General features: G+C 56.6%; 22 protein-coding genes and 2 pseudogenes. 23 read left to right on the plus strand and 1 reads right to left on the minus strand.

Features of this window, described 5'->3' with window-relative positions:
* The first annotated feature begins 135 nt into the window (after window positions 1-135).
* From AC5DB9_RS14625 to AC5DB9_RS14735, 23 genes and pseudogenes are all read left to right on the plus strand, one after another.
* The gene (locus AC5DB9_RS14625) at window positions 136-1,341 is read left to right on the plus strand and encodes a cytochrome P450 (protein WP_027873947.1); all 1,206 of its coding nucleotides are present in this window, start codon (window positions 136-138) and stop codon (window positions 1,339-1,341) included.
* A gap of 553 nt (window positions 1,342-1,894) precedes the next feature.
* Window positions 1,895-2,650: pseudogene (gene ttcA, locus AC5DB9_RS14630) on the plus strand (tRNA 2-thiocytidine(32) synthetase TtcA); the annotation flags it as partial.
* A 134-nt stretch (window positions 2,651-2,784) separates the two neighbouring features.
* Window positions 2,785-4,113, plus strand: a complete 1,329-nt coding sequence (locus AC5DB9_RS14635; protein ID WP_272994187.1) for a flagellar motor switch protein FliG — start codon at window positions 2,785-2,787, stop codon at window positions 4,111-4,113.
* Window positions 4,110-4,490 (plus strand): Hpt domain-containing protein, encoded by a 381-nt coding sequence (locus AC5DB9_RS14640; RefSeq protein ID WP_272994189.1) that lies wholly within the window; start codon window positions 4,110-4,112, stop codon window positions 4,488-4,490. The genes AC5DB9_RS14635 and AC5DB9_RS14640 overlap by 4 nt, the downstream gene beginning before the upstream one ends.
* Before the next feature lie 15 nt (window positions 4,491-4,505).
* Window positions 4,506-5,468 (plus strand): flagellar motor switch protein FliM, encoded by a 963-nt coding sequence (fliM, locus tag AC5DB9_RS14645; protein ID WP_272994191.1) that lies wholly within the window; start codon window positions 4,506-4,508, stop codon window positions 5,466-5,468.
* Entirely contained in the window at window positions 5,465-5,872 is a 408-nt protein-coding gene (fliN, locus tag AC5DB9_RS14650; RefSeq protein WP_022957483.1) for a flagellar motor switch protein FliN, read from the plus strand. Before fliM ends, fliN begins: the two co-directional genes overlap by 4 nt.
* 9 nt (window positions 5,873-5,881) lie before the next feature.
* Entirely contained in the window at window positions 5,882-6,424 is a 543-nt protein-coding gene (locus AC5DB9_RS14655) for a hypothetical protein (protein WP_272994194.1), read from the plus strand.
* A complete protein-coding gene (locus tag AC5DB9_RS14660; protein ID WP_272994195.1) occupies window positions 6,421-7,245 on the plus strand; it encodes a MinD/ParA family protein in 825 nt (274 codons plus the stop codon). Before AC5DB9_RS14655 ends, AC5DB9_RS14660 begins: the two co-directional genes overlap by 4 nt.
* An 80-nt stretch (window positions 7,246-7,325) precedes the next feature.
* Window positions 7,326-7,718, plus strand: coding sequence for a response regulator (locus AC5DB9_RS14665; protein WP_028968054.1), 393 nt, complete (start codon window positions 7,326-7,328; stop codon window positions 7,716-7,718).
* 113 nt (window positions 7,719-7,831) lie between these two features.
* Window positions 7,832-8,587: an Hpt domain-containing protein gene (locus tag AC5DB9_RS14670; protein WP_272994197.1), complete on the plus strand. Its 756-nt coding sequence runs from the start codon at window positions 7,832-7,834 to the stop codon at window positions 8,585-8,587.
* 132 nt (window positions 8,588-8,719) lie between these two features.
* Window positions 8,720-9,349 carry a cytochrome c biogenesis heme-transporting ATPase CcmA gene (gene ccmA, locus AC5DB9_RS14675; RefSeq protein WP_272994198.1) on the plus strand — a complete coding sequence of 210 codons (630 nt, stop codon included), beginning with the start codon at window positions 8,720-8,722 and terminating at the stop codon, window positions 9,347-9,349.
* Window positions 9,346-10,035: a heme exporter protein CcmB gene (gene ccmB, locus AC5DB9_RS14680; RefSeq protein ID WP_272994200.1), complete on the plus strand. Its 690-nt coding sequence runs from the start codon at window positions 9,346-9,348 to the stop codon at window positions 10,033-10,035. The genes ccmA and ccmB overlap by 4 nt, the downstream gene beginning before the upstream one ends.
* Before the next feature lie 34 nt (window positions 10,036-10,069).
* A complete protein-coding gene (gene ccmC, locus AC5DB9_RS14685) occupies window positions 10,070-10,834 on the plus strand; it encodes a heme ABC transporter permease CcmC (RefSeq protein ID WP_272994203.1) in 765 nt (254 codons plus the stop codon).
* Window positions 10,824-11,015: a heme exporter protein CcmD gene (ccmD, locus tag AC5DB9_RS14690; RefSeq protein ID WP_022957475.1), complete on the plus strand. Its 192-nt coding sequence runs from the start codon at window positions 10,824-10,826 to the stop codon at window positions 11,013-11,015. Before ccmC ends, ccmD begins: the two co-directional genes overlap by 11 nt.
* A 17-nt stretch (window positions 11,016-11,032) precedes the next feature.
* Window positions 11,033-11,503: a cytochrome c maturation protein CcmE gene (ccmE, locus tag AC5DB9_RS14695; RefSeq protein ID WP_272994246.1), complete on the plus strand. Its 471-nt coding sequence runs from the start codon at window positions 11,033-11,035 to the stop codon at window positions 11,501-11,503.
* Window positions 11,500-13,485, plus strand: coding sequence for a heme lyase CcmF/NrfE family subunit (locus AC5DB9_RS14700; RefSeq protein ID WP_272994205.1), 1,986 nt, complete (start codon window positions 11,500-11,502; stop codon window positions 13,483-13,485). Before ccmE ends, AC5DB9_RS14700 begins: the two co-directional genes overlap by 4 nt.
* A complete protein-coding gene (locus AC5DB9_RS14705) occupies window positions 13,472-14,023 on the plus strand; it encodes a DsbE family thiol:disulfide interchange protein (protein WP_022957472.1) in 552 nt (183 codons plus the stop codon). Before AC5DB9_RS14700 ends, AC5DB9_RS14705 begins: the two co-directional genes overlap by 14 nt.
* Window positions 14,023-14,514 carry a cytochrome c-type biogenesis protein gene (locus AC5DB9_RS14710; protein ID WP_272994207.1) on the plus strand — a complete coding sequence of 164 codons (492 nt, stop codon included), beginning with the start codon at window positions 14,023-14,025 and terminating at the stop codon, window positions 14,512-14,514. Before AC5DB9_RS14705 ends, AC5DB9_RS14710 begins: the two co-directional genes overlap by 1 nt.
* Window positions 14,511-15,740: a c-type cytochrome biogenesis protein CcmI gene (ccmI, locus tag AC5DB9_RS14715; RefSeq protein WP_272994209.1), complete on the plus strand. Its 1,230-nt coding sequence runs from the start codon at window positions 14,511-14,513 to the stop codon at window positions 15,738-15,740. Before AC5DB9_RS14710 ends, ccmI begins: the two co-directional genes overlap by 4 nt.
* Window positions 15,741-15,849: 109 nt before the next feature.
* Window positions 15,850-19,347, plus strand: coding sequence for a chromosome segregation protein SMC (gene smc / locus AC5DB9_RS14720; RefSeq protein ID WP_273009066.1), 3,498 nt, complete (start codon window positions 15,850-15,852; stop codon window positions 19,345-19,347).
* Between the two features lie 135 nt (window positions 19,348-19,482).
* The gene (gene zipA / locus AC5DB9_RS14725; RefSeq protein WP_272994217.1) at window positions 19,483-20,451 is read left to right on the plus strand and encodes a cell division protein ZipA; all 969 of its coding nucleotides are present in this window, start codon (window positions 19,483-19,485) and stop codon (window positions 20,449-20,451) included.
* 19 nt (window positions 20,452-20,470) lie between these two features.
* Complete coding sequence (gene ligA / locus AC5DB9_RS14730; RefSeq protein WP_272994220.1) at window positions 20,471-22,492, plus strand: NAD-dependent DNA ligase LigA; 2,022 nt, start codon at window positions 20,471-20,473, stop codon at window positions 22,490-22,492.
* Entirely contained in the window at window positions 22,489-23,094 is a 606-nt protein-coding gene (locus AC5DB9_RS14735; protein ID WP_272994222.1) for a transglycosylase SLT domain-containing protein, read from the plus strand. The genes ligA and AC5DB9_RS14735 overlap by 4 nt, the downstream gene beginning before the upstream one ends.
* A 17-nt stretch (window positions 23,095-23,111) precedes the next feature.
* On the opposite strand, the pseudogene AC5DB9_RS14740 reads toward AC5DB9_RS14735, so the two are convergent.
* Window positions 23,112-23,231, minus strand: a pseudogene (locus AC5DB9_RS14740) (lactoylglutathione lyase); the annotation flags it as partial.

Here is a 23,231-nt window from a genome sequence, read left to right on the forward strand (position 1 = left end):
CATCAGCTAATTCTCTCAAGAAAGTTAGCCTCCGATAAACCCGGGGGGATTCAATACCTATTTTAGCGCAAGGTTTCTATTGCTATATTTGGAGTTGGAAAGTCCGACACATTGATTAGCAGGAGCTAGAAGGCCGTGGCAACACAATTATTTCCCATGCTGGATCCGAATTATATCGACAATCCTGAGCCGTACTGGCAACAGCTGAGAGAGGAAGCCCCGCTGTATTGGAGCGAGGAATTCAACTTTTGGGTGGTTACTCGCTATGAGGACGTGGATAATTTCGCAAAGCGGCCGGAAGACTTTTCATCTTCGAGCGGCCCTGGCGGTGGTTTGCGAATGGATGATGCTTCAGCTGAGGACGTAGTAGGCTTTTTGCCGATGATTCAAAACGACCCGCCAGAACATACCAGGTTGCGCTCTATATTTGCCAGAAGCTTCACATCGCGCCGCATAACGCAATTGGAATCTGAGATAAGTGGAATCGCCGATCAATTGATTTCTGACTTACAAAACAAATCTTCCGAAGGAAGAGAGTTAGACCTCTACAAAGATTTTGCAAGTCCATTACCGGTGGCAGTTATTGCAAAGCTTTTAGGAATACCGTTGGAATATTACGAGCGGCTTAAATTTTGGAATGAGGCATTGGGAGTTGGTGTCGGCGGAAGCTATACAGAAAAACAGCGTTTTAACGCCACAACTGAAATGAACGACACTTTATCCGAAATCATTGAGGAAAAACGACTCAACCCTGCAGGTGACCTGATTTCGTCGCTCGTTAAATTGGCCGATGAAGATGGCGAGCAGCTAAAGCCGAATGAACTTTTAGGGTTTTGTAAATTGTTGTGGATTGCCGGCAACGAGACAACCACGAATTTAATAACAAACGCTGCGGTTGTACTCCAGGAGCAACCCGAGATACTTGAGAAGCTGAAAAATAATAAAGCACTGATTCCTCAATTTGTCGAAGAAGCACTTCGCTACGTAGGGCCGGTAAATGGGCTCTTCCGTCGAGTAACTCGAGATATTGAATACAAAGGGAAGAAACTTAGGGAAAATGACAATGTCTGGATAATGTTCGCCTCAGCCAACAGGGATGAGAGACATTTTGAAAGCCCGGAAAGTTTCATTATTGAGCGAAGCCCTAATGATCATTTGTCACTGGGAAAGGGAGTGCATTTTTGCATGGGTGCAGCCCTGGCAAGACTTGAGGCACAAATAGCCTTTGAGCATCTGGTAGACGTGCTCCCTGGCTTTGAGTTAAAACCTGAAGAGGGTTTGCGCATTCCCGTACCAGTTCTGCGCGGGTGGATAAAGCTACCCATGATTCGTAAAGTATGACGCCATGAACGCCGCAGGGTTGTCTAATTGCCACGCCTTAACCAGTCGTGGCTGTTCGCGCTATGGCTGCTATGGGTCGGGAGCAGGCACGCCAGCGAAATAGTTGGAATGTCTGGAAAGAGCTGCTACCAGCCATATTGATGTCCAGGCCAGCCGTCCGCTTATTACCAGCAGCCGACTTTACTTGCGTTGGGCAGGAACTGACCTACCATAAATTGGCCATCACGGGTTTCTACCATAAGATGGCCAAAGCGGCCAAGTTATGGGTGAATCGATACGCTTTTGGTAGGTGGTCGCCGGTAGAGAGTTATATTAGGCCGCTATTAGAGCCGCTGGCTCGACTTCAGATTTGTAAAGGATATTTAGGCAGTATGACCCATTCTTAGCCCTTACTATTGGGCCCCCGTTTCGTGCTTTACGAAATAATAGATTGCTGTAAAAAAATATCCCAATATGTGTGGGTAAATTGTTTCTTATCTTATTGCTTTATAATGGAAAAATTGTTTTATCCTCGAAATTTATCGTGCTTATTGTGATTTCTTACCGGATACAAGGTAAAGACAGTTACACGATGCTCGATATCCTGATGAACCTGCAAAAAAGCGCGCCGGTTCGATTTGAGTTGGTAGCCGTCAACATGGATCAAAAGCAGCCGGGTTTTCCAGAGCATGTGCTGCCAGAATACCTCGATGGGCTGGGTATTGAGTATTACATCGTCAATCGCGACACCTATTCCATTGTTAAGGAAAAAATCCCCGAAGGAAAAACCACCTGCGGCCTGTGTTCCCGCCTGCGAAGGGGGACTCTCTACGGTTTTGCAGAGCAGATCGGGGCCAATAAAATCGCGCTGGGCCACCATAAAGACGACATGGTGCAAACGCTGTTTTTGAATATGTTTTACGGTTCGCGTATGGCGGCGATGCCGCCCAAACTGCTGTCTGACGACAAACGCAATATCATCATCCGCCCGCTGGCCTATTGTCGCGAGGCGGATATCGAGAAGTTTTCGGCCTACAAACAGTTCCCGATCATTCCCTGCAATCTCTGCGGTTCGCAGGAAAATCTGCAGCGGCAAAATATCCGCAAGATGCTGTTGGAGTGGGAAAAGCAGGACGGCAGCCGCATTGAAAAAATCTTCTCGTCCATGCAGAACATTGCGCCATCGCAGTTGGCGGATACGGCCTTATTCGATTTTGCCAACCTGGATATCGACCGAAGTCTGGATCGAGAACCCCATCCTTTTCATGCCTCCCAAACCGTGGATGTGGGCGGGCCAACAGCATTGCCCTTTGTCGAGCTGAAACGCTAACCTCCTTCTTGCGTGCCGGCTTGTCAGGAGCTGGCCCGTATCCTGCTACATTCCTCACTGTGGGCTCGATAGCGCGTATAAGCAGCGCTTTTTGAGGGGCTTTTGTCAAAAAAGTGACAAAATTTGTGAGCATTGTGTCAAATAGTCAAAAAAATGACAGATTTTCTCAGGGCATTGCCTGGCAGCTTTTACTGCTGCTGGCATTGATTCTGTTTGCATTGTTCTGCCTTCTCCTGCCGATATCCTCGGAGTTGGGCATTGCGGCCTTGTGCATTGCCGCTGGCCTGGGATTGTCATTGTTTCTGCAGCAGCTTGGCTCCCGGCAGCGACCCGAAGCAGTGTCTGCTCCGGCCGATTATCGCTCCTTGCTGCATCATCTTCAGCGTAGTGCGGATGAAGAACCTGGAAGGGTGGCTGCGGTTTTGGGGGCATGGCTGAGCGAGGGGACCTTGATTGCCGATAACGAGGCCGATAGCGGCGACGCGGAACAGGCGGCGGTATTGTTAACCGCCTTGTCATCGGAGCGGGCGGCCGCAGTGTTGCGGGAGCTGCGCCCGCAGCATGTCCAGCGCGCTGCAGAATTGATGTCTCGCCTCAACGCTCCTGATGCATCGCGCCTCACGCAGATATTGCAACGGTTTGAGCGGGACAGTTTACAGGTATCGCTGGTCGCAAACGGCAAGGCCGATCAGGTTCGGGATCTGCTGTCAGACGCGTTGGGTGAGGACAAGGCCGCATTGCTGCGTCGTCAGTTGGCGCCGCACGGGCAGTCCGGGCAAATTGGAAAGCTTAAGTGGTTAAGTGCCCAGGCGATTGTTGACATGCTGCGTCGTGAACACCCGCAGATTCAGGCGGTGCTGATCGCTTGCCTGGAGTCATCGCAGGCGGCGGAAGTGTTGATGTCTTTTACCGGTGAAAAGCGGGAGGACTTGCTGGCGCGGCTGGCTGCGCTGGAGTCGCTGTCGCCCACGGCACTGGAAGAGCTGGATTACCTGATCGAAGAACACTTGCAGAATGTAGGACGCGGACGACAGCCCATGGCAGGTGAGAGTCTGGCTGCTGCGCTGCTCAATGAACTGGACATGGGCAGTGAAAGCCAGTTGCTTGAGGGGCTTCGCCAGCGGCGCCCGGCATTGGCCGAGCGCGTTGAAGAGCGGATGTTCAGCTTCGATCAACTTACGCGTCTCAGTGGCGACGACCTGAGAACCGTGTTGGAACAGTTCGAGGCGGAGACGATCCACTTCGCTGTGCAAGGCAGCAGCGGTGAATTGCGTGAGAGGATGTTGGCGGTGTTACAGGAGGTTTATCCGGATTACCGAGCGGTGGCCGGAAGAGCTGATTTGGCGCAGATCAAGCGGGCGCAGCAGGAGTTGCTGGTGGCAACGAAGCGTCTGGCTCAGGTAGGTGAAATTGTATTGGAGCGGCGTCCGCTCTCACCGGCCGCAAAGGTGGTGGCACAGTGAGTGATCATACTACGGCGCGGTTGCCGGTCGAGGTGCTGGACGAAGCGGTGCTGGAAGAGATATTCAGCATTATGCCTGACGATATGCAGATTTTATTTTCGAGTTTTCAGCAGGATGCAGAGCTGCGCCTGCAGCGGATTAATGACGCTATTGACGCGGGAGATGCTGAGGAGCTGCGGCGCTCTGCTCATACCCTGAAAGGCGGTGCGCTGGGGGTCGGCGCGGGTGGCTACGCATCGCAGTGCCGGGCGATGGAAGAGCTGGGTCGAAATGACGACCTGGCCTTGGCGCCGAGCCTGCTTGTCAGTTTAAAGAGTGACCTCCGCGGTGTTGTGGCGGCACTTGAGCAGTGGTACGCCGCGCGGAGCGTGATGTGATGGCAGGAATTGGCAATGAATAACGTGCTTTCGCAGGCAGAAATTGATGCCCTGTTGCTTGCCGTGCAGCAGAGCGATGCCCCGCCTAAAGCCGCCAAGGTGGCGCCGCAAGCGCAGGCGGCTCAGTTTGATCTCGCCCGTCGCAATCCGGTCACTCGCAAGCGTTTGCCGGGACTGGAACAGCTTAGCAGACGCTTTGCCGAGCATTTTCGCCAAAGTCTGAATAGCGTGCTCGGCCACGATGTGGATATCAGTCTGCTGGAAATTCAATTCACGCCCTACGCCAATTATTTGCATTCGCTGTACCTGCCAACCAGTCTGAATTTAATGCGCCTGGCTCCACTTGAGGGGACGGCGATGATGGTATTTGATGCCCGTCTGGTATTTCGCCTTGTCGAAGTTTTCTTTGGTGGCAGTCATACGGCGGGCGTGCCTGATGGTCGCGACTTCAGTTCTGCAGAGCGGCGCCTTGTCGACAAACTGATTGCTCGGGCGCAGGCGGACCTGGCTGAGGCCTGGCAACCCGTTTGCGAGCTGCACTGCCAGGCCTTGGGCAGCGAACTCAATCCATCGCTGGCAACCATTGTCGGAGCGGCGGACCCGGTCGTGGTCTGCCGTTTCCAGATTGATGCAGAGGGCGGCGGTGGCGGTGAATTTCATATCTGTTGCCCGGCAGCTATGCTGGAGCCGATTCGGGAGAGTCTGTCGCGCAGTGAACTTGCTGAGACTCGCGCGCCTGACCCGCAGTGGCAGCAGGCGATGGTGGATGCGAGTTTGAATGCCCCGGTGGCGACGCGCTATGTTCTTGCCGAGAAAACCCTGCGTTTAGGTGAGCTCGCTGCGTTGGAGGTCGGTGATGTTATTCCCCTTGGCTCGGCTGATCTGGCAGAAATCCGGGTTGCCGGACTGCCGTTGTTGCGCGCGGTGTTGCAGCTTGAAGGAAATGTCATGCGGTTTACCGTCAAGGGGCGTAAATGAATGCCAGAGGAGGCGATGTGACCGAGAGAGACGATTTGCGACGCGAACGGGAAAGGCTTCGCCAACAAATTGAAGCCGAGGATGCGGGGCAGCAGGCCAATGCCGGTGCGCATGCGGCGCGTTTGCGACAGCGGGATACACCGTCTCCCGACCTGGAAATGGTCATGGACATCCCGGTCCGTGTCACGCTGGAAGTCGGTGGCCGTGAAATGCCGATTCGCGACCTGCTGCAATTGCAGCAAGGCGCCGTTATTGAGCTGGATCGCCACGCCGGTGAGCCGCTGGATGTCTTGGTAAATGGCAAATTAATCGCCCGCGGTGAAGTGGTGGTGGTTGAAGACAAACTGGGAATCCGCCTGACGGAGGTGGTGAGTGCCACCGAGCGTTTGCAGTCACTGCGTTGAGGATCGCCCGTGAAAAAACTGTATTTTCTGGCACACGATCGCGAACCACTTGCTCAACTACGTGCGGTTCTGTCGTCGCCGGTAGCGTCCCTGGGGCACTACACCCTGCTTAGCGAGCATGCTGAAGATCAGCGCCATCCGCGACTGGCCGCGACAGGAATCATGACTCGCAGCGATATCGTCGGGCTGTCTTGGCGGGCGGGACTATGGTCGGTGTTCTTTGTACTCCTGTGTTTGGCGGTCTTGCTGCCGTTGCTTGGCAGCAGTCCTATGCGCGCTCCAGTGCTTTACGGATTACCGGTGTTTGGCGTGGCATTTGGTGCCTGGCTTGGAGGTCTGCTGGGACTGATGCGTATCAATCCGGAATATCAAGCCTGGCAGGACCAATTGGAGCTGGGCGCGCGCTTGGTGGCTGTTGCCGTGCCGCCGGAGTGCGAGCGCATGCTGCGGCGTCAGATGGCTGATTGTGGCTGGCAATATCTTTCTCAAACCCTGCGATATGCGGGAAGCTACCGCTTTCCTCAGAATCGCTTGGAGGTCGGGGCGATATGAGGCCGGTTCAGGTTGTCGCCGTTACCGGGGGCAAAGGTGGTGTGGGTAAGACCAATGTGGCGATCAACACGGCCGTAGCGCTCGCGAGTCGCGGGAAACGGGTTGCTATCCTCGATGCGGATTTTGGCCTGGCCAACGTCGACGTATTGCTGTCGTTGTCAGCGAACAAGACGATTGAGCAACTGTTAGATGGAGAGTGCCAGCTCAGCGATATTCTACTGACCGGACCTCATGGTATTCGCATTATTCCGGCCTCGTCAGGTGCACGCAGACTTACCCGACTGACCTCATTGGAACAAGCGGGCTTGATTCGAGCGTTCAGTGATCTTTCATCGCAGATTGACGTGTTGCTGGTCGATACCGCTGCTGGGATCGCCGACACCGTCTTGACCTTTGCGAATGCCTCGCAGGAATTATTGCTGGTGTTATGCAACGAGCCGTCCTCACTCACAGATGCTTACGCCCTGATTAAGTTGATGAACCGGGACTTTGCTCGACGACGTTTTCGCGTGGTAGCCAACATGGTTGCCGATGACGAGGAGGGGCGGCAACTGCTTGAGAGGCTGGCCAGTGTCTGCGACCAGTTTCTCGATGTGAGCTTGCGCTATGCCGGTGCCATTCCCTTTGATCATCGCCTGAGAGAGGCCGTCAAAGCGCAGCGGGCAGTGAGCGAATACGCGCCAAGTGCACCGTCGTCCCTGGCCTTTCATCGACTGGCTGACGAGCTGCTAAGCTGGCCTGTTGCTCAGGGAGCCGATGGGCATCTTCAGTTCTTTGTGGAAAGCCTGGTCGCGGCGCGTGTTGGAGAGCAGACGGCATGAGCGACGAGTACTCTCCAGACCCTTTTGCAGGCTATGAGCCTCTCGAAAAGACTTCAGCTTCGCTGCCATCGCCGCGTGACATGCGCATCCTCATTGTTGAGGACTTTGCGACAATGCGGCGAGTTATTCGAAACCTGCTTCAGGATCTCGGTTACGGCAATATCTGCGAAGCCGATGACGGGATGGCGGCGTTGACGCTCTTGCACAATCAGCGGGTCGATCTGGTGATTACCGATTTACTCATGCCGACCATGGGCGGCATGGAGCTGTTGCGTGCGGTTCGAGCAGACCGCCAGCTCTGTTCAACGCCCGTGTTGATGGTGACCGCAGACGCCAAGCGAGAGCGAATCATTGAAGCGGCGCATGCCGGCGTCAACGCCTATATCGTCAAACCATTCACCGCGGCGGTACTCGACAGCAAGATTCGTCAGATATTCCGGCGTTTGAATTCTCAGCTGGAAACCCAGGATTAAACCTCCACTTTGTGAACCGCGTGGCAGTGACCAGCGGAAGTTTGTTTGATAATCATTGTCATTGAGGATGTAAATGATTTCATTTTTGAGTGCTGACGGAGGGCTGATAGTCCGTGGACGCGAACGAGCATGAAGGCATACTCGCCATTTTCCTTTCAGAGGCAGAGGAAATTGTGCGAGGTCTGTTTGTCCAGCTGGAAGAATTGCAGTACGGCTATGACGGGCAACGCATCCTCGATGATATCCACCGGGGTTTTCATACCTTGTACGGCGGCGCGTCGGTACTGAAGCTCGAGGAGTTGAGCGAGTGCGCGAGACTGGCCGAACGCGTATTGGAGCGCCTGCGTACTCGTCGATTATCCTTGAGTCCGAGTCTGGTGTCCTTGATTGTCGGTGCCACCAGTGCGCTTGAGGTGATGCTGAGCCGGATGATGAACCACCAAAGTGTGCGGGCTATTCCGGAGGATTTGCGTCTTCGCCTCACGCGCGCAATGGGGCAGGAGACGGGATCGCTGGGCAAGTCGCTGCCAGCGCAAGCGGTGGCAAAAACACCGGACAGCGATGAAATGACCGATCGCGAATTTGAAAACCTGCTCGACAGCCTCTACGGCAAGGGGCAGCCCCCGGGAAGACAACCGATTGCCAGTGACACGCAGACCTTGACGGCAGTTCGCCCGGCAGCGGTCACGGCGCCGTCCCCGACTATCACCGAATTGGTCAGTGAATTGTCCTGGGTCCGCAACCGGCTTATGGGGCTTCGTGGTGAACAGCACGATGAAAAGCTCAACAAAGCGCTCGCCTACCTTGACCTGGTGACTCAGGATATGGAGCGCTGGGTCGCCAATCGCCCGGACGGCAAGACGCCCTGATATCACTCCGGGCTGCGACACATTGTCGCAGTGTCCGGCAGTCCACGAATTTACTCGTAAATCGTATATACTTGGCCGCATTTTTGGCTGTGGCCCCTTCGTGTGTGGGCCGTATGATTTCAGGAGCGGCAGTTGGCGACTCAGGGCCTAGAAGTACGGCAGTTATACAGCGAGCGCAATGAGCGCGTGCTGTTTGCTGGACTGTCTCTGTCTGTCGGGCCCGGAGAAATCGTGCAATTGGCTGGCGCGAACGGCAGCGGAAAAACCAGCTTGCTGCGCATTTTGGCGGGCCTCTCTACGCGCTACGAAGGCGATATTTTCTGGCAGGGCCACCCCCTGGCTGAAACCCTGAGTGATTTTCGCCAGCAGGTCCTTTATCTCGGCCATGGCGCCGGTATCAAACCCCAACTTACTCCCCTTGAAAACCTGCGCTGGAGCTGTGCGCTTCGCGGTGACGCCGTGGATGACGAGCGGCTTTTTACTGCGCTGGCGCGGGTGGGGCTGACGGGCTTTGAACAGCAGCCTTGCTATGGCCTGTCGGCGGGCCAGCAGCGCCGGGTGAATCTCGCCAGACTGTTTTGCAGCAGCGCTTTGCTGTGGTTGCTAGATGAGCCGTTTACGGCGATCGATCAGCGCGGTGTCGCGGAAATTGAACAGTGGATTGGCGACTTCGCCGATGCGGGTGGCAGCGTGGTACTGACGACGCACCATGTGCTTAAACTGCCGCGCCCCTTGCGCCGTATTGAACTGGGGGAGGGATGATGCAGCGCCTTTCGACCTTCTCCATGATGGCGGCGATGGTTCGCAGGGACCTTCAGTCCGCCCTGCGTCGCGGCAGCGAGTGGAGTAACCCACTGTTATTTTTCGTTATGGTCTGCACCCTGTTTCCGCTGGGTGTTGGTCCCGAACGCGAGCAGCTTGCCGCGCTGGCGCCCGGGGTCATATGGGTAGTAGCCCTGTTGGCATCGATGATGGCAACAGACAGTCTGTTTCGCGGTGACCACGACGATGCCACGCTGGAGCAACTGTTGCTCAGCCCGGTGCCATTGTATCCGCTGGTATTGGCGAAGACGCTGACTCACTGGATGCTCAGCGGATTACCGCTCAGCCTGTTGTCGCCGCTCTTGGGCATGTTGTTGCAACTGCCCCCAGCAGGGTATGGCGTGCTCATGCTGAGCCTGCTGCTGGGCAGTGTTGTGCTGAGCATGATCGGCGCGATTGGTGCAGCGCTGACGGTGGGGCTAAGACGTGGCGGCTTGTTACTATCGTTGATCGTTTTGCCTCTGTATATTCCGGTGCTGATTTTCGGCAGTGCGGCGGTCAGCAATGCTGTTGAGGGCTTGTCTTACCAGGCGCCGCTGGCAATATTGGCGGCGCTGTTGATGGCAGCACTGGCGCTCGCGCCATTGGCGATTGGTGGCGCATTGCGGATCAGTGTGGACCAGTAAGATGCATCTGATGAATTGGAAGGAAGGCTAGGTTTTGTCGAAATGGCAATGGTTTCACAAGTGGGGTTCGCCGCGCTGGTTTTATGACTTCAGCGGGCGGCTCATGCCCTGGCTGGCGGTGCCCGGTGTGCTGCTGCTAATAGGCGGCTGTATCTGGGGCTTGGCATTTGTACCCGAGGACTTCAAGCAGGGGAACAGCTTCCGCATCATCTATATTCATGTGCCTGCGGCGGCCGTGTCTATGGGCGCATATATGATGATGGCGACGGCGGCAGCCATTCATCTGATCTGGCGCATGAAGCTGGCGGCCATGGTCATGAAATCCATTGCTCCGATCGGCGCCGCACTGACCTTTCTTGCGCTGATTACCGGTGCGGTCTGGGGCAAGCCGACCTGGGGAACCTGGTGGGTATGGGATGCGCGTATTACCTCGGTGTTGGTGTTGTTCTTTCTCTATTTAGGGTTGATGGCGCTGTACAGTGCGTTTGAGAATCAGGACGCTGCCGCCAAGGCCTGTGCTGTACTGGCGGTGGTTGGCGCGGTGAATATTCCAATCATTTACTGGTCGGTGGAGTGGTGGTACAGCCTGCACCAGCCCGCCAGTATCAAGTTTATTGGGGAATCGACTATTCACCCGGTAATGCTCAGGCCCCTGATGGCGACCCTCTCGGGCATGTATCTGTTTTTCGGCTGGCTGGTATTGCTTTACACCCGCGCTGAGATTCTTGAACGTGAGCGCAATACCCGGTGGGTTCAGACGCTGGTCGAGGCAAACACAGGAGGCCGACATGGCGTTTAATTCGCTGGCTGAATTCTGGCAGATGCACGGCCACGGGCCGTATGTATGGTTCAGCTTTGGTATCAGTGCGGCAGTGCTCGCGCTGTTAGTCGTTGAATCCCGCCGCCGCAACCGCGCTGCCCGGCAGATGGTTGCGGCGGCCGCGCGCCGTCGTCGTGCGGAACAACAGAAAGCCGGTTAATCGGAGGCAGTATGGCCATGCACCCAGTGCGCAAGCAGCGCTTAGGCATCGTAGTATTTATCTTGTTGGCCAGTGCGGCCGCGGCCGCGTTTCTGGGCTTTGCGCTGCGCGAGAATATCAATCTGTTCTATCCACCCGCTGATATTGCGGCTGGCAAGGCGCCGCTGGATCGCAAGATTCGTGCGGGCGGTATGGTGGAAGAGGGCTCTGTGCAGCGCGCCAGCGACAGCCTGAAAGTACGTTTTAAGGTCACTGACTACTCAGCCAGCGTTGAGGTGGCTTATGAAGGCATATTGCCCGACCTGTTTGCCGAGGGTGAGGGGGTTGTCGTGACTGGCACGTTGGGTCAGGACGGTGTTTTCCAGGCCTCAGAGGTACTGGCCAAACACGATGAAAACTATATGCCGCCGGAGGTGAGCGAGGCGTTGAAAAAGTCTGAAGAGGCTCGTGCTGGCGCAGCATATGATGGGGAGAATGCAGGCTCGTGATTGGTGAACTGGGACATTTCTCGCTGATTCTCGGCCTGTGCTTCGCACTGTTGCTGGCCGTGGTTCCCATGTACGGTGTGTGGCGTGGTGACCGGCGATCCATGGTGGCGGGTGGCACCCTAGCGATTGCCCAGTGCTTGTTTACGACAATCTCTATTACCTGCCTTTTCTACGCTTTTCTGACCGATGACTTTACTGTCAATATCGTTGCCATGCAGTCCAATACAGCCCTGCCCATGGCGTATAAGTTCAGTGCACTTTGGGGCGGTCACGAGGGCTCGCTGCTGCTTTGGCTGGAAATTCTGACGTTGTGGACGGTGGCGGTTGCGGTTTTCTCACGTCAGCTGCCGCTGGATATCCTCGCGCGCGTGCTGTCGGTGATGGGCGTTGTCGCGATTGGTTTTTTCAGCTTTGCGCTCTTCACCTCTAACCCCTTTGAACAGAATATTATTAATCCGCCAGCCGAGGGGCAGGACCTGAACCCCTTGTTGCAAGATCCGGGTATGGTGATACATCCGCCGATGCTCTACGTCGGCTACGTGGGTTTTTCTGTCGCCTTCGCCTTTGCGATTGCCGCCCTGTTAAGTGGCCGAATGGACGCCAGTTGGGCGCGTTGGTCGCGTCCCTGGACGAATATCGCCTGGTTGTTTTTGACCATCGGTATCACGCTGGGCAGCTGGTGGGCGTACTACGAGCTTGGCTGGGGTGGCTGGTGGTTCTGGGATCCGGTGGAAAATGCCTCGTTTATGCCCTGGCTGGTGGGTACCGCGCTGATTCACTCGTTGGCGGTGACGGAGAAGCGAGGCACGTTTAAGTCCTGGACATTGCTGCTTGCGATCTTCGCTTTTTCACTCAGCCTGCTAGGAACCTTCCTGGTGCGCTCCGGTGTGTTGACCTCGGTACACGCCTTTGCGGCTGACCCTACTCGGGGCATGTTTATTCTCGGCTTCCTGGTGCTGATTGTCGGCGGCTCACTCACGCTGTATGCGCTGAAAGCCCCAGAGCAGAGCCGAAACAAGGGCTTCGGCCTGCTGTCCCGTGAAGCACTGTTGCTCGCCAACAATATTCTGCTGATTGTGGCGGCGCTGACCGTGTTGCTGGGCACGCTGTTCCCGCTGATTATGGACTTTGCCGGTGGCGGAAAATATTCCGTGGGGCCGCCTTATTTTAATGCACTGTTTGTCCCGATCAGCGCGATGATTGCATTGCTGGTGGGTATTGGTCCCAGTTCTCAGTGGAAGACCAGCAATACCCATCGTTGGTTGTCCGCGATGATAGGCGCACTGTTGGTGTCGCTGTTGCTGGGTCTGATATTCCCCTGGCTGTATGGTGGCAGTCTGCACCTCGGTGCCAGCGTGGGTGCGGTGCTGTTTGTGTGGATTGTCGCGACCACGCTGGTCAATCTTCGCGACAAGACCCGCAATGCCCGCACGGTAATTGCCGGTCTTCGTCGCCTGACGCCTTCGTACTACGGGATGTTGCTGGCCCACCTCGGATTGGCAGCGGCGATTCTCGGTGTGGCCATGGTGACCAGCTTTGAAGACGAGCGTGATATGCGTATGGCCGTGGGCGAGAGCGTCGACACCGAATTTGGCTATCACGTGCGTTTCGATGCTATCGAAGCGGTGACCGGGCCCAATTATCAGGGACAACAGGGGCACTTCAGCCTTTACGAGGGCGAGCAGTTGATCGCCAAGCTGCATCCGGAGAAACGTCGCTATCATGCTCGCTCCGGTCAGGTGATGACTGAAGCGGCCATCGATGCCAGCCTTTGGCGCGACGTTTATATTGCGCTGGGCGAGCCGGTCGGCGAAGACGCCTGGGCTGTTCGTGTGCACATTAAGCCCTTTGTGCGCTGGATCTGGTTGGGCGGCATTCTGATGGCGGCCGGTGGTTTGCTGGCGATTCTGGATAAGCGCTATCGGCGCGGTGCCTCATCGAAGGCGAGGAACACCCAGGGAGGTCATTATGGGCAGGCTTAAGTTGTTTTTGCCGCTGATTATTTTTGTGCTGTTGGCGGCGATGTTTTTTGGTGTTCAGCGCCGCGTGCAGGAGGGGGAGTACAGCCCCACGGCACTGCCTTCGGCATTACTCAATCGCCCGATGCCGGCGTTTGATCTGCCCACCTTGGAGGGCGGGCAGCTCAGTCATGTTGACTTGCCCAAACAGTGGTTGCTGGTCAATGTCTGGGCGACGTGGTGTCCGACCTGTCATTACGAGCACCCTTTTCTTGTTGAGCTGTCAAAGCGCGGCGTGCCGATTCTCGGCGTGGACTACAAGGATAAGCGCGATCCGGCGTTGCGCTGGCTGGCCGAAAAGGGCAATCCCTACTTTGCGACCGTATTCGATGTCGAAGGCACGCTCGGTCTGGATCTGGGGGTGACTGGCGCTCCCGAAACCTACCTGATCGATGCAGAAGGTATTGTTCGATTCCGCTACCAGGGGGCGCTGGATGAACGCGTCTGGGAAAAAGAGTTTCAACCTCTGATTGCGGAGCTGGATCTGGGAGGCACGCCTTGATGTTGCGTCGTTTGAGCTTGCTGATGCTGTTAGTGTTGGCGCTGCCAGCGATGGCGGTAATTGAGACCTATCAGTTCGACACGGAGCTTCAGCGCCAGCGCTACAATGCGTTCATTGAGGAGTTGCGCTGCCCGAAATGCCAGAACCAAAATCTATCCGGTTCTGATTCGGCCATTGCTCAGGATCTGCGCCGCCAGATTCACCAGATGATCATGGCGGGTAAGTCCGATATCGAAATTACCCAGTATATGGTCGACCGCTACGGTGATTTTGTTTTATACCGCCCTCGTTTTAATGCCGCGACAGCGGTGCTATGGCTGGGCCCCGTCGTCTTGTTGGTACTTGGCTTGGGGATCTGGGCCATGCTTTCCCGGCGGCGCAAAAGCGCGGTACCCGAGAATGGCGACGGTGACGTCTTGAGTGAACAGGATCGTCTGCGCTTGCAGCGTTTGTTGTCGGAGGAAGATACGTCCCGCGGAGGTGATCAGTGAGCGCTCTGTATATTGGTCTGGCGCTATTGCTGGCAATCGCTCTGGGGCTCTGTGTGCTGGCGTTTCGTTCGCGCCGAGTTGACGATGATGACCAGCAGCGTCACCGGGCTGCGCAGCGCGATTTTTATCAGCAGCGGCAGCGCGAACTGCAGGCCGATGCCGATATGGGATTGATTGATGACCAGCAGTTGAGCGAGCTTCGCGCAGAGCTGGACAAACAGCTATTGGAGGAAAACAGCGAGTTTTCCGGGGCGCCCGGCCGCCGTCAATCCTGGCCGTTGATCGCCTCGCTGGTGCTGTTGGTGTTGGCATCTGTCGGGCTGTATCACGCACAGGGTTATCATCAGGAGCTGGCGCTGCGCGCCCTGCAGCAAAAGCTGTTTACCAACGAGCAGCCTCAGCAGGGCGATATCGAGGCCTTTGAATCGCTGGTCGAAGATATCCTCCAGCGACGCCCGGATACCGCCGAGTTGCTGGTGATGATGGCATCTATCCGTCGTCAGCAGGGCGACTATGCCGGTGCGATTCCCTATTACCAGCGCCTGGTAGACCTGTACCCAGATGATGCGGATGTGCTGGCCCAGCTGGCCCAGGCACGGTATTTGGCCGCGCAGCGGCAAGTGGATGAAGAAACCCGGCGTTTGCTGGATAAGGCGTTGTCGATTAATCCGCGCCAGGCAACGGCGCTGGGCGTGGTGGGGATCGATGCCTTTGCCGCTGGTGAATATGCCAATGCAGTTGCTATCTGGCAACGGCTGCTCAGCAGCTTGCCGGGCGATTCCAGCGAGGCCATGGTGATCGCCTCTGGGCTCAATGAAGCCAAGAAGCGGGCGCTGGAGGCGGGCAGCCTGTCTGGCCTTGCGGTGGATGTCAGTCTCGCCGAGACGATGACAGCACCGCCACAGGCGGTACTGTTTGTCGTAGCGCGAGCCGGTGATGGCAACCCCATGCCGGTCGCAGCACTTCGCTTACCGCTGATAGACGGGGTGCAGAGTCTGCCTCAGCGTCTTTATCTGACCGATAGCGATGTGATTCGCCAGGGGCAGCAACTGACTGATTTCGACAATCTGCAATTGTCCGCGCATATCAGCTTGTCTGGCACCGCGATGCGACGCCAGGATGACCTGGTTTCCTCGTCGGTAAATGTGACGGCCGATCAGCTTGATTCGGCAGCGCAGTTGGTGATCGACCACAAACTCTCATCAGCCCCTCTGGGCCCTCGCTGATTTTCTGCTGATGTAACCGTATTCACAGGCTATAATCGGCGCTTTGCGCACTCTGGCGCCCGCAGGCAGTAACTTCGCGGGCTGCCCACCAGGCTTGGTTACGGTTTCTATGCGTCTGAAAAGTATAAAATTGGCGGGTTTCAAATCTTTTGTTGACCCCACCACCGCTCATTTCCCCAGCAATTTGTCTGCGGTGGTTGGGCCCAATGGCTGTGGAAAATCGAATATTATTGATGCGGTGCGCTGGGTAATGGGTGAGAGCTCAGCCAAGAACCTGCGTGGCGAATCGATGACCGACGTCATTTTTAATGGCTCGGTGAACCGCAAGCCGGTCGGACAAGCCTCGATCGAGCTGGTTTTCGACAATACCGCCGGTAAGCTGGGCGGGGAGTATGCGCGATTCAACGAGATTGCCATTCGTCGCAAAGTGACCCGAGAGGGCAGCTCTGAATATTACCTCAACGGCACTAAATGTCGCCGCCGCGATATCACCGATATCTTTCTTGGTACTGGCCTAGGCCCGCGCAGCTACGCGATTATCGAGCAGGGGATGATTTCCCGGCTCATCGAGTCCAAACCGGAAGAGCTGCGGGTGTTTATCGAGGAAGCGGCGGGTATCTCCAAATACAAGGAGCGCCGCCGCGAAACTGAAAACCGCATGCGCCGCACTCTGGAAAACCTGGAGCGCCTGACCGATCTGCGAGATGAACTGGAACGTCAGTTACAGCATCTGCAGCGTCAGGCCGCCGCTGCAGAGAAATACACCGAATACAAGAAAGAAGAGCGACTGCTGAAAGCGCAGCTCCAGGTTCTGCAATGGAAGGCGCTGGACGGTCAGGTGTCAGAAAAAGATGCGCAGATTCGCGAACTTGAACTGGAGCGCGAGAGCATCGTTACCGAGCAGGTATCGCTGGGTACGAATATCGAACAGGCGCGAGATCAGCATACCCAGCTCAACGACGAGTTTAATGAGGTTCAGGGGCGTTACTACAGTATTGGCGCCGATATCGCTCGCGTCGAGCAAAGTATTTCCCACCAGCAGGAGCGCCGTCAGCAACTCGATTCGGACTTGCAGCGTCTCGAAGTCAATATTCAGGAAACCGCCCGCCACCTCGACAGCGACCGTGAAAAAATTCGTCTCTGGGAGGAGGAGATTGGTGGTATCGAGCCGGATCTGGAAATCACTCAGGCTGAGGAAGAGAGTGCCGCCGAATCGCTGATGGTGGCGGAAGAGGCCATGCAGAGCTGGCAGCAGCGCTGGGACGAATTCAACCAGACTGCAGCGGGACCACGTCAGCGTGCCGAAGTCGAGCAGTCGCGGATTCAGCACCTTGAGCTGAGCCTGCAACGCTTGAAAGAGCGTATTGAAAAGGCTGAAGCGGAACGTCGCGAGCTGCAGCCCGACGGTGACGAGGGGGATGTCGACGGCTTGCAGGAGCAGGCGGCCGTGCTGGAGCTGGAAGGAGAGGCGCTGGAAGAGAAACACGAGCAGTTGCTGCCGCAGATCAGTGACTGTCGCGAGCAGATCAATCGGCTGTCGGAAGAGCTGGACCAGCGCCGCAGTGACATGCAACGCATGCGCGGTCGCATGGCGTCACTGGAAGCGCTGCAACAGGCAGCACTCGGCGACGGTGACAAGGTACTGAGCGAATTGCTTGAACGTCACGGTCTGGCCTCTGCGAGCCGCGTGGCGGAGTCGCTGCAGGTAGAAGGGCGCTGGCAGACGGCCGTTGAAACCGTGCTGGGCGAACAGTTGCAGGCGTTGAATATCGACAGCCTTGATAGTCTGGCGCCACTGCTGGCGGAGCTGGATCAGGGCCAGCTCTGCTTTGTGCAGGCCGATGCCGGCAATGCCGTGAGTGATAACTCTCTGGCGAGCAAAGTCAGTGGGTCAGCAGCACTGCAAGATGTGTTGAGCCGCGTGAAGTTGGCTGAAGACCTGGCGGATGCGCTGTCTCGCCGCAGTGATCTGGCTACTGGCGAGTCATTAGTGACACCGGAAGGATTGTGGCTGGGCAAAGATTGGCTGCGCGTGCGGCGCGGTGACACCGCTCAGGGCGGTGTATTGCAGCGTCAGGAGGAATTGCAGGAGTTGAAGGCGGCGCTGGATGACGGCGAAGCCCAGGTTGAAGCCTTGGGCGAACAGTTGGAAACGCGACGTGAACAGCTTCGTCAATGGGAGGATGAGCGCGATGCCGCCCAGCGGGAAATTCAGGCTCACGGTCGTCGTCAGAGCGAATTGCGCGCACAGCTCAGCGCCCAGCAGGCCAAAATCGAGCAGATGGGGGAGCGTCGGCAGCGGCTGAACAGCGATATTCAGGAGCTGCGTAGTCAGTTCACGCTGGAGCAGGAATCGCTGGCCGAAGCCCGTATGGTGCTCCAGGAGGCCATTGAGAGCATGGAGCAGGACTCCGGTCGCCGAGAGCAATTGTTGAGCGAGCGAGATGCCAACCGTGAGCTGCTCGACACCGCACGGCAAAAAGCCCGTCAGAGCAAAGATCACGCCCATCAGTTGGCGATGCGCCATCAGTCTCTGCAAACCCAGCGCGATGCTGCTTTACAGAATATCTCGCGAACCGAGGAGCAATTGGCATTGCTGCGCGAGCGCAAAGAGCAATTGCACGAAAGCCTGGACGATAACGACTCGCCGATTGAAGACCTGAAACTGGAGCTTGAAGGCCATCTGGAGCACCGCCTGAGCGTTGAGGAAAAGCTCAGTGAGGCGCGTCGGGCGGTAGAGGCAGTCGATCATCAAATGCGCGAGTTTGAGCAGCGACGCCACGGCATAGAACAGCGCCTGCAAAGCGTGGCGGCCAAGCTGGAAAGTGCGCGGGTTGAAAATCAGGGGCTGCAGGTACGCCGGAGCGGCTTGCAGGATCAGTTGCAGGAAGCGCAGTTTGATCTGCAGTCGGTGCTGGAAAGCCTGCCCGAGGAAGCCAATGAGCGTGATTGGCAGGAACAGCTTGAGGGCGTAGGGCGCCGTATTGCGCGACTGGGGCCGATTAACCTCGCGGCTATCGAAGAATACAAGCAGCAGTCGGAGCGGAAAAACTATCTGGATGCTCAGAACCAGGATCTGGAAGACGCATTGGAAACCCTGGAAAATGCCATTCGCCGTATCGACAAGGAGACGCGAAACCGCTTCAAAGAAACCTTTGATCGCGTTAACAACGGCCTTCAGGCGTTGTTTCCGAAGGTTTTTGGCGGCGGCAGTGCCTATCTGGAAATGACTGGTGACGACCTGCTTGATACCGGCATTTCGATCATGGCCCGCCCGCCGGGCAAGCGCAATGCAACGATTCACTTGCTGTCAGGTGGTGAGAAAGCGCTGACGGCCATCGCTCTGGTGTTCTCTATCTTCCAGCTGAATCCGGCGCCGTTCTGTATGCTGGATGAGGTGGACGCGCCGTTGGATGACGCGAACGTAGGGCGATACTCGCGCATGGTTAAAGAGATGTCGCGGGACGTGCAGTTTATCTATATCAGCCATAATAAGATCGCCATGGAGATGGCAGACCAGCTGATGGGGGTCACCATGCACGAGCCGGGCGTGTCGAGACTGGTCTCGGTAGACCTGGAAAAAGCGGCGGAGATGATCGCCTCCTGAGTCTGTGAAGGGCGTCGCAGGCGGTGGATATTTCCCCGAACGCGTGGAACAATACTGGCCATTCAGACTCGAAGTGCGCCGATTCTAGGGTGGGCTCGGCGGGGCCAAAATATAGGCAGACAAGGGCCAAAAATAATGGATCTCAGCGTCAGAGATTGGTTGATTATCATTGGGGCATTGCTCGCGGTTGCAGTGTTGCTGGACGGTTTCCGGCGCATGCGCAACGAGCGTCAGGACACGATTCGCCTGTCCTCTAAAAAACGTCGGGAAATTGAAGACGAACTGGTTAATCCCGAGTTGCCGGGGGAGGCTCGCGTCGTTGCGGTAAGAGAGGCGCCACCGAGCCTGCATCAACGAGATGCACGTCAGGACAGCCCGGCAGACGCGCCGGAAGCAAAACCGGTTCAGGAACCGGCGCTTCAACCTCAGGAACCAGAGGAAAGATATCCTCAGAAAAGCAAACTGGACGACGATATTCTGTTTCGCGATCCCGCTGAGGAATATGCAAATCCATCCTCAACGGTGGATAAAGAGCCTGAGGTGGGTATCGAACCGGAAATGTCTCCTGAAGACAGTGTGCTCAGTGACGAGATGATCTCCGCCCCCCGCGTTCGCCAGCGTGAAGCCGAGCCGCCGCGTCGAGAGCCGGCCGTTAAAGCGGAAAGTGGCGATGCCCCCCATGAATTAATTGTGCTCAATGTCGTCGCCGATCAAGATCAGGCCTATAAGGGCGCCGATCTGCTGCAGGTGTTGCTGGCGTGTGATCTGCGGTATGGCCGTATGAATATTTTTCATCGTTTTGAAAAAGCCGATGGCAGCGGCGCTGAACAGTTTAGCGTGGCGAACTTGGTGGAACCGGGCAATTTTGACCTGGATGCCATAGACGGTTTTTCGACACCCGGCGTGGTGTTTTTTATGAATTTGCCGGGGCCGGAGGACAGTATGCAAGCCTATGAGGCCATGCTGGAGACCGCGCGTTGTCTGGTCAAAAACTTGGGCGGCGAGCTGCGCGATCAAACTCACAGTGTGGCGACCAAGCAGACGCTTGAACACTACCGGCAGCGTATCCGCGATTTCGAGCGCCGCCAGCTCACCCTTATGTAAGTAACACGGCACCTTCTGAATGTCCGACTCTTCTCTGCGCGCAAGGCTAGAGGCCCTGCGCAAGCAGCTCCATGAGCACAGCTATCGCTACTATGTGCTGGATGAACCCATTATTCCCGACGTCGAATACGACCGTCTGTTTCGCGAACTGCAGGACATAGAGCGCGAACATCCCGAATGGCGCAGTGATGATTCACCCACCCAGCGCGTAGGCGCCGAGCCGCTAAGCAGTTTTTCACAGGTGCGTCACGAGACGCCGATGCTGTCGCTGGATAACGTGTTTTCCGAGCAGGAGCTGCGGGATTTTGATCGCCGTGTTCGCGGGCGTCTCGATGACGGGCAGGCCTTCCACTACGCCTGCGAGCCGAAACTGGACGGCATTGCCGTCAGCCTTCTTTACGTTGACGGTGTGCTGGTGCGGGGCGCCACGCGCGGCGATGGTCGAGTCGGGGAGGATATCACCCACAATGTGCGCACCGTCGATTCTATTCCTCTGAAACTGCAGGGCGAAGGCTGGCCTGTTGAGCTGGAAGTGCGAGGGGAAATCTACATGCCCCGGCAGGGGTTCGAAGCGCTGAACATGCGCGCCAGGGAGGAGGGCAGTAAGACCTTCGTCAATCCCCGCAATGCTGCTGCGGGCAGTCTGCGACAGTTAGACAGCCGGATTACGGCCTCGCGGCCTCTGGAGATGTGCTGCTACGGCGTGGTTGCGAGCGACGACAATTTATTTTCCAGTCATAGCGGTGCGTTGGCCCAGCTCAAACGCTGGGGCTTTTTGACTAGCGTCGAACTGGCGGTGGTCGATGATATAGAAGCTTGTTTGGCGTACTACGAGCAACTGTTGTCGCGGCGCGATCAATTGGCCTATGACATCGATGGCATCGTGTTCAAAGTGGATGAGCTGGCCCTTCAGGAGCAGTTGGGCTTTGTATCTCGTGCCCCGCGCTGGGCGATCGCTCACAAGTTTCCCGCGCAGGAAGAAGTGACCACTTTGCGCGATGTTGAGTTTCAGGTGGGGCGAACGGGTGCGGTCACACCTGTCGCCAAGCTGGAGCCGGTGTTCGTTGGTGGGGTGACGGTCAGCAATGCCACGCTGCACAATCTCGACGAAATCGAGCGGCTGGGTGTGAAGCTGGGCGATACCGTTATTGTTCGCCGGGCGGGAGACGTGATTCCCCAGGTGGTTCAGGTGGTGACAGAGCGCCGTGGTGACGATGTGCGCGATATTGTGATTCCGAGCTGTTGCCCGGTTTGCGAAAGTCCGCTGGAACGTGCGCCGGGTGAGGCCGTGTTGCGATGCACAGGCGGCCTGGTTTGCGCCGCGCAGCGCAAAGAGGGCATAAAACATTTCGCCAGTCGCAAGGCCATGGATATCGATGGCCTTGGCGATAAGCTGGTTGAGCAGATGGTGGAAGCCGGGCTGATCGACTCCGTGGCTGATCTTTTCCGCCTCGAACAGGCGCAATTGTCTGGGCTGGAACGCATGGGTGAAAAGTCAGCGCAGAATCTGCTTGAGGCGCTGAAAAAGGCTCGTAACACGACCTTGCCCCGATTCCTGTTTGCATTGGGCATTCGTGAAGTTGGCGAAGCGACCGCCGGTAACCTGGCCAAACACTTTGTTTCGTTGGAAGCCTTGATGGCTGCCGATGAGGAACAGTTATTGGCGGTGGATGATGTCGGGCCTATCGTGGCTAGCCATATACACAGCTTCTTTGCGACCGACCACAATCGAGAGATTATCCGTCAGCTTCGCGAGCAGGGCGTACATTGGCCTGAAGAGCGCATTGAGGAAGGCGAACAGCCCCTGGCTGGACAGACGTGGGTATTGACCGGCAATCTGGAGAGCATGACGCGCAGTGAAGCCAAGGAAAAATTGCAGGCGCTGGGAGCCAAGGTGGCTGGCAGTGTCTCGGCGAAAACAGATTGTGTGGCGGCCGGTGCCAATGCAGGCTCTAAATTGAAGAAAGCCGAGGAGCTGGGTGTAAAGGTGATCGATGAGGGCGGTTTGCTGGCGGTATTAAGCGGGCAGGATAAAACATGATGCGTTTACTGCTTCTGACACTGCTGCTGAGCGTGACGGCGTGTACAACGTCTCCGCCGCACAAACCCGGAGATATTTGCGCTATCTTCAAAGAAAAAGATGATTGGTACGACGAAGCCAAGGATGCGTCCAAGCGGTGGAACTCACCGATCCCGGTGATGATGTCGATTATGTATCAGGAATCGCGATTTGTGGCCAAGGCCAAGCCGCCGCGCAAGTTTTGGCTGGGCTTTATTCCCGCCGGCCGAATGTCGGATGCCTACGGTTATGCGCAGGCGAAAGATGCTACCTGGAAATGGTACAAGGACAAATCGGGGAACTGGGGCGCCGACCGCGACGACTTTGACGATGCGATTGACTTTATCGGCTGGTATAACAATGTCAGCAGCCGGACGGTGGGCATCAGCAACACGGATACCTACTCACTTTATCTCGCCTACCACGAGGGGCACGGCGGCTTTAAGCGCCGCACTTTCGCGAGTAAACCGTGGCTCAATCGCGTCGCTGGAAAAGTGTCGGCGCGGGCGCAGACCTACACCACCCAACTGGCCCGTTGCGAGGAAGACCTGAAGAAAGGCGGCTGGTTCTTCGGTATTTTCTGATCGCTCCCCGGCTTAACCTACCACTCTCCGGTGTTTGGCATCGATAGCCACGGCTCTTGAGGGGGCAGAGCGTTGCCGCTTTGCAGCAGCTCGATTGAGATGTTGTCGGGGGAGCGAATAAACGCCATATGGCCGTC

The sequence above is a fragment of the Spongiibacter sp. genome (assembly GCF_984394615.1).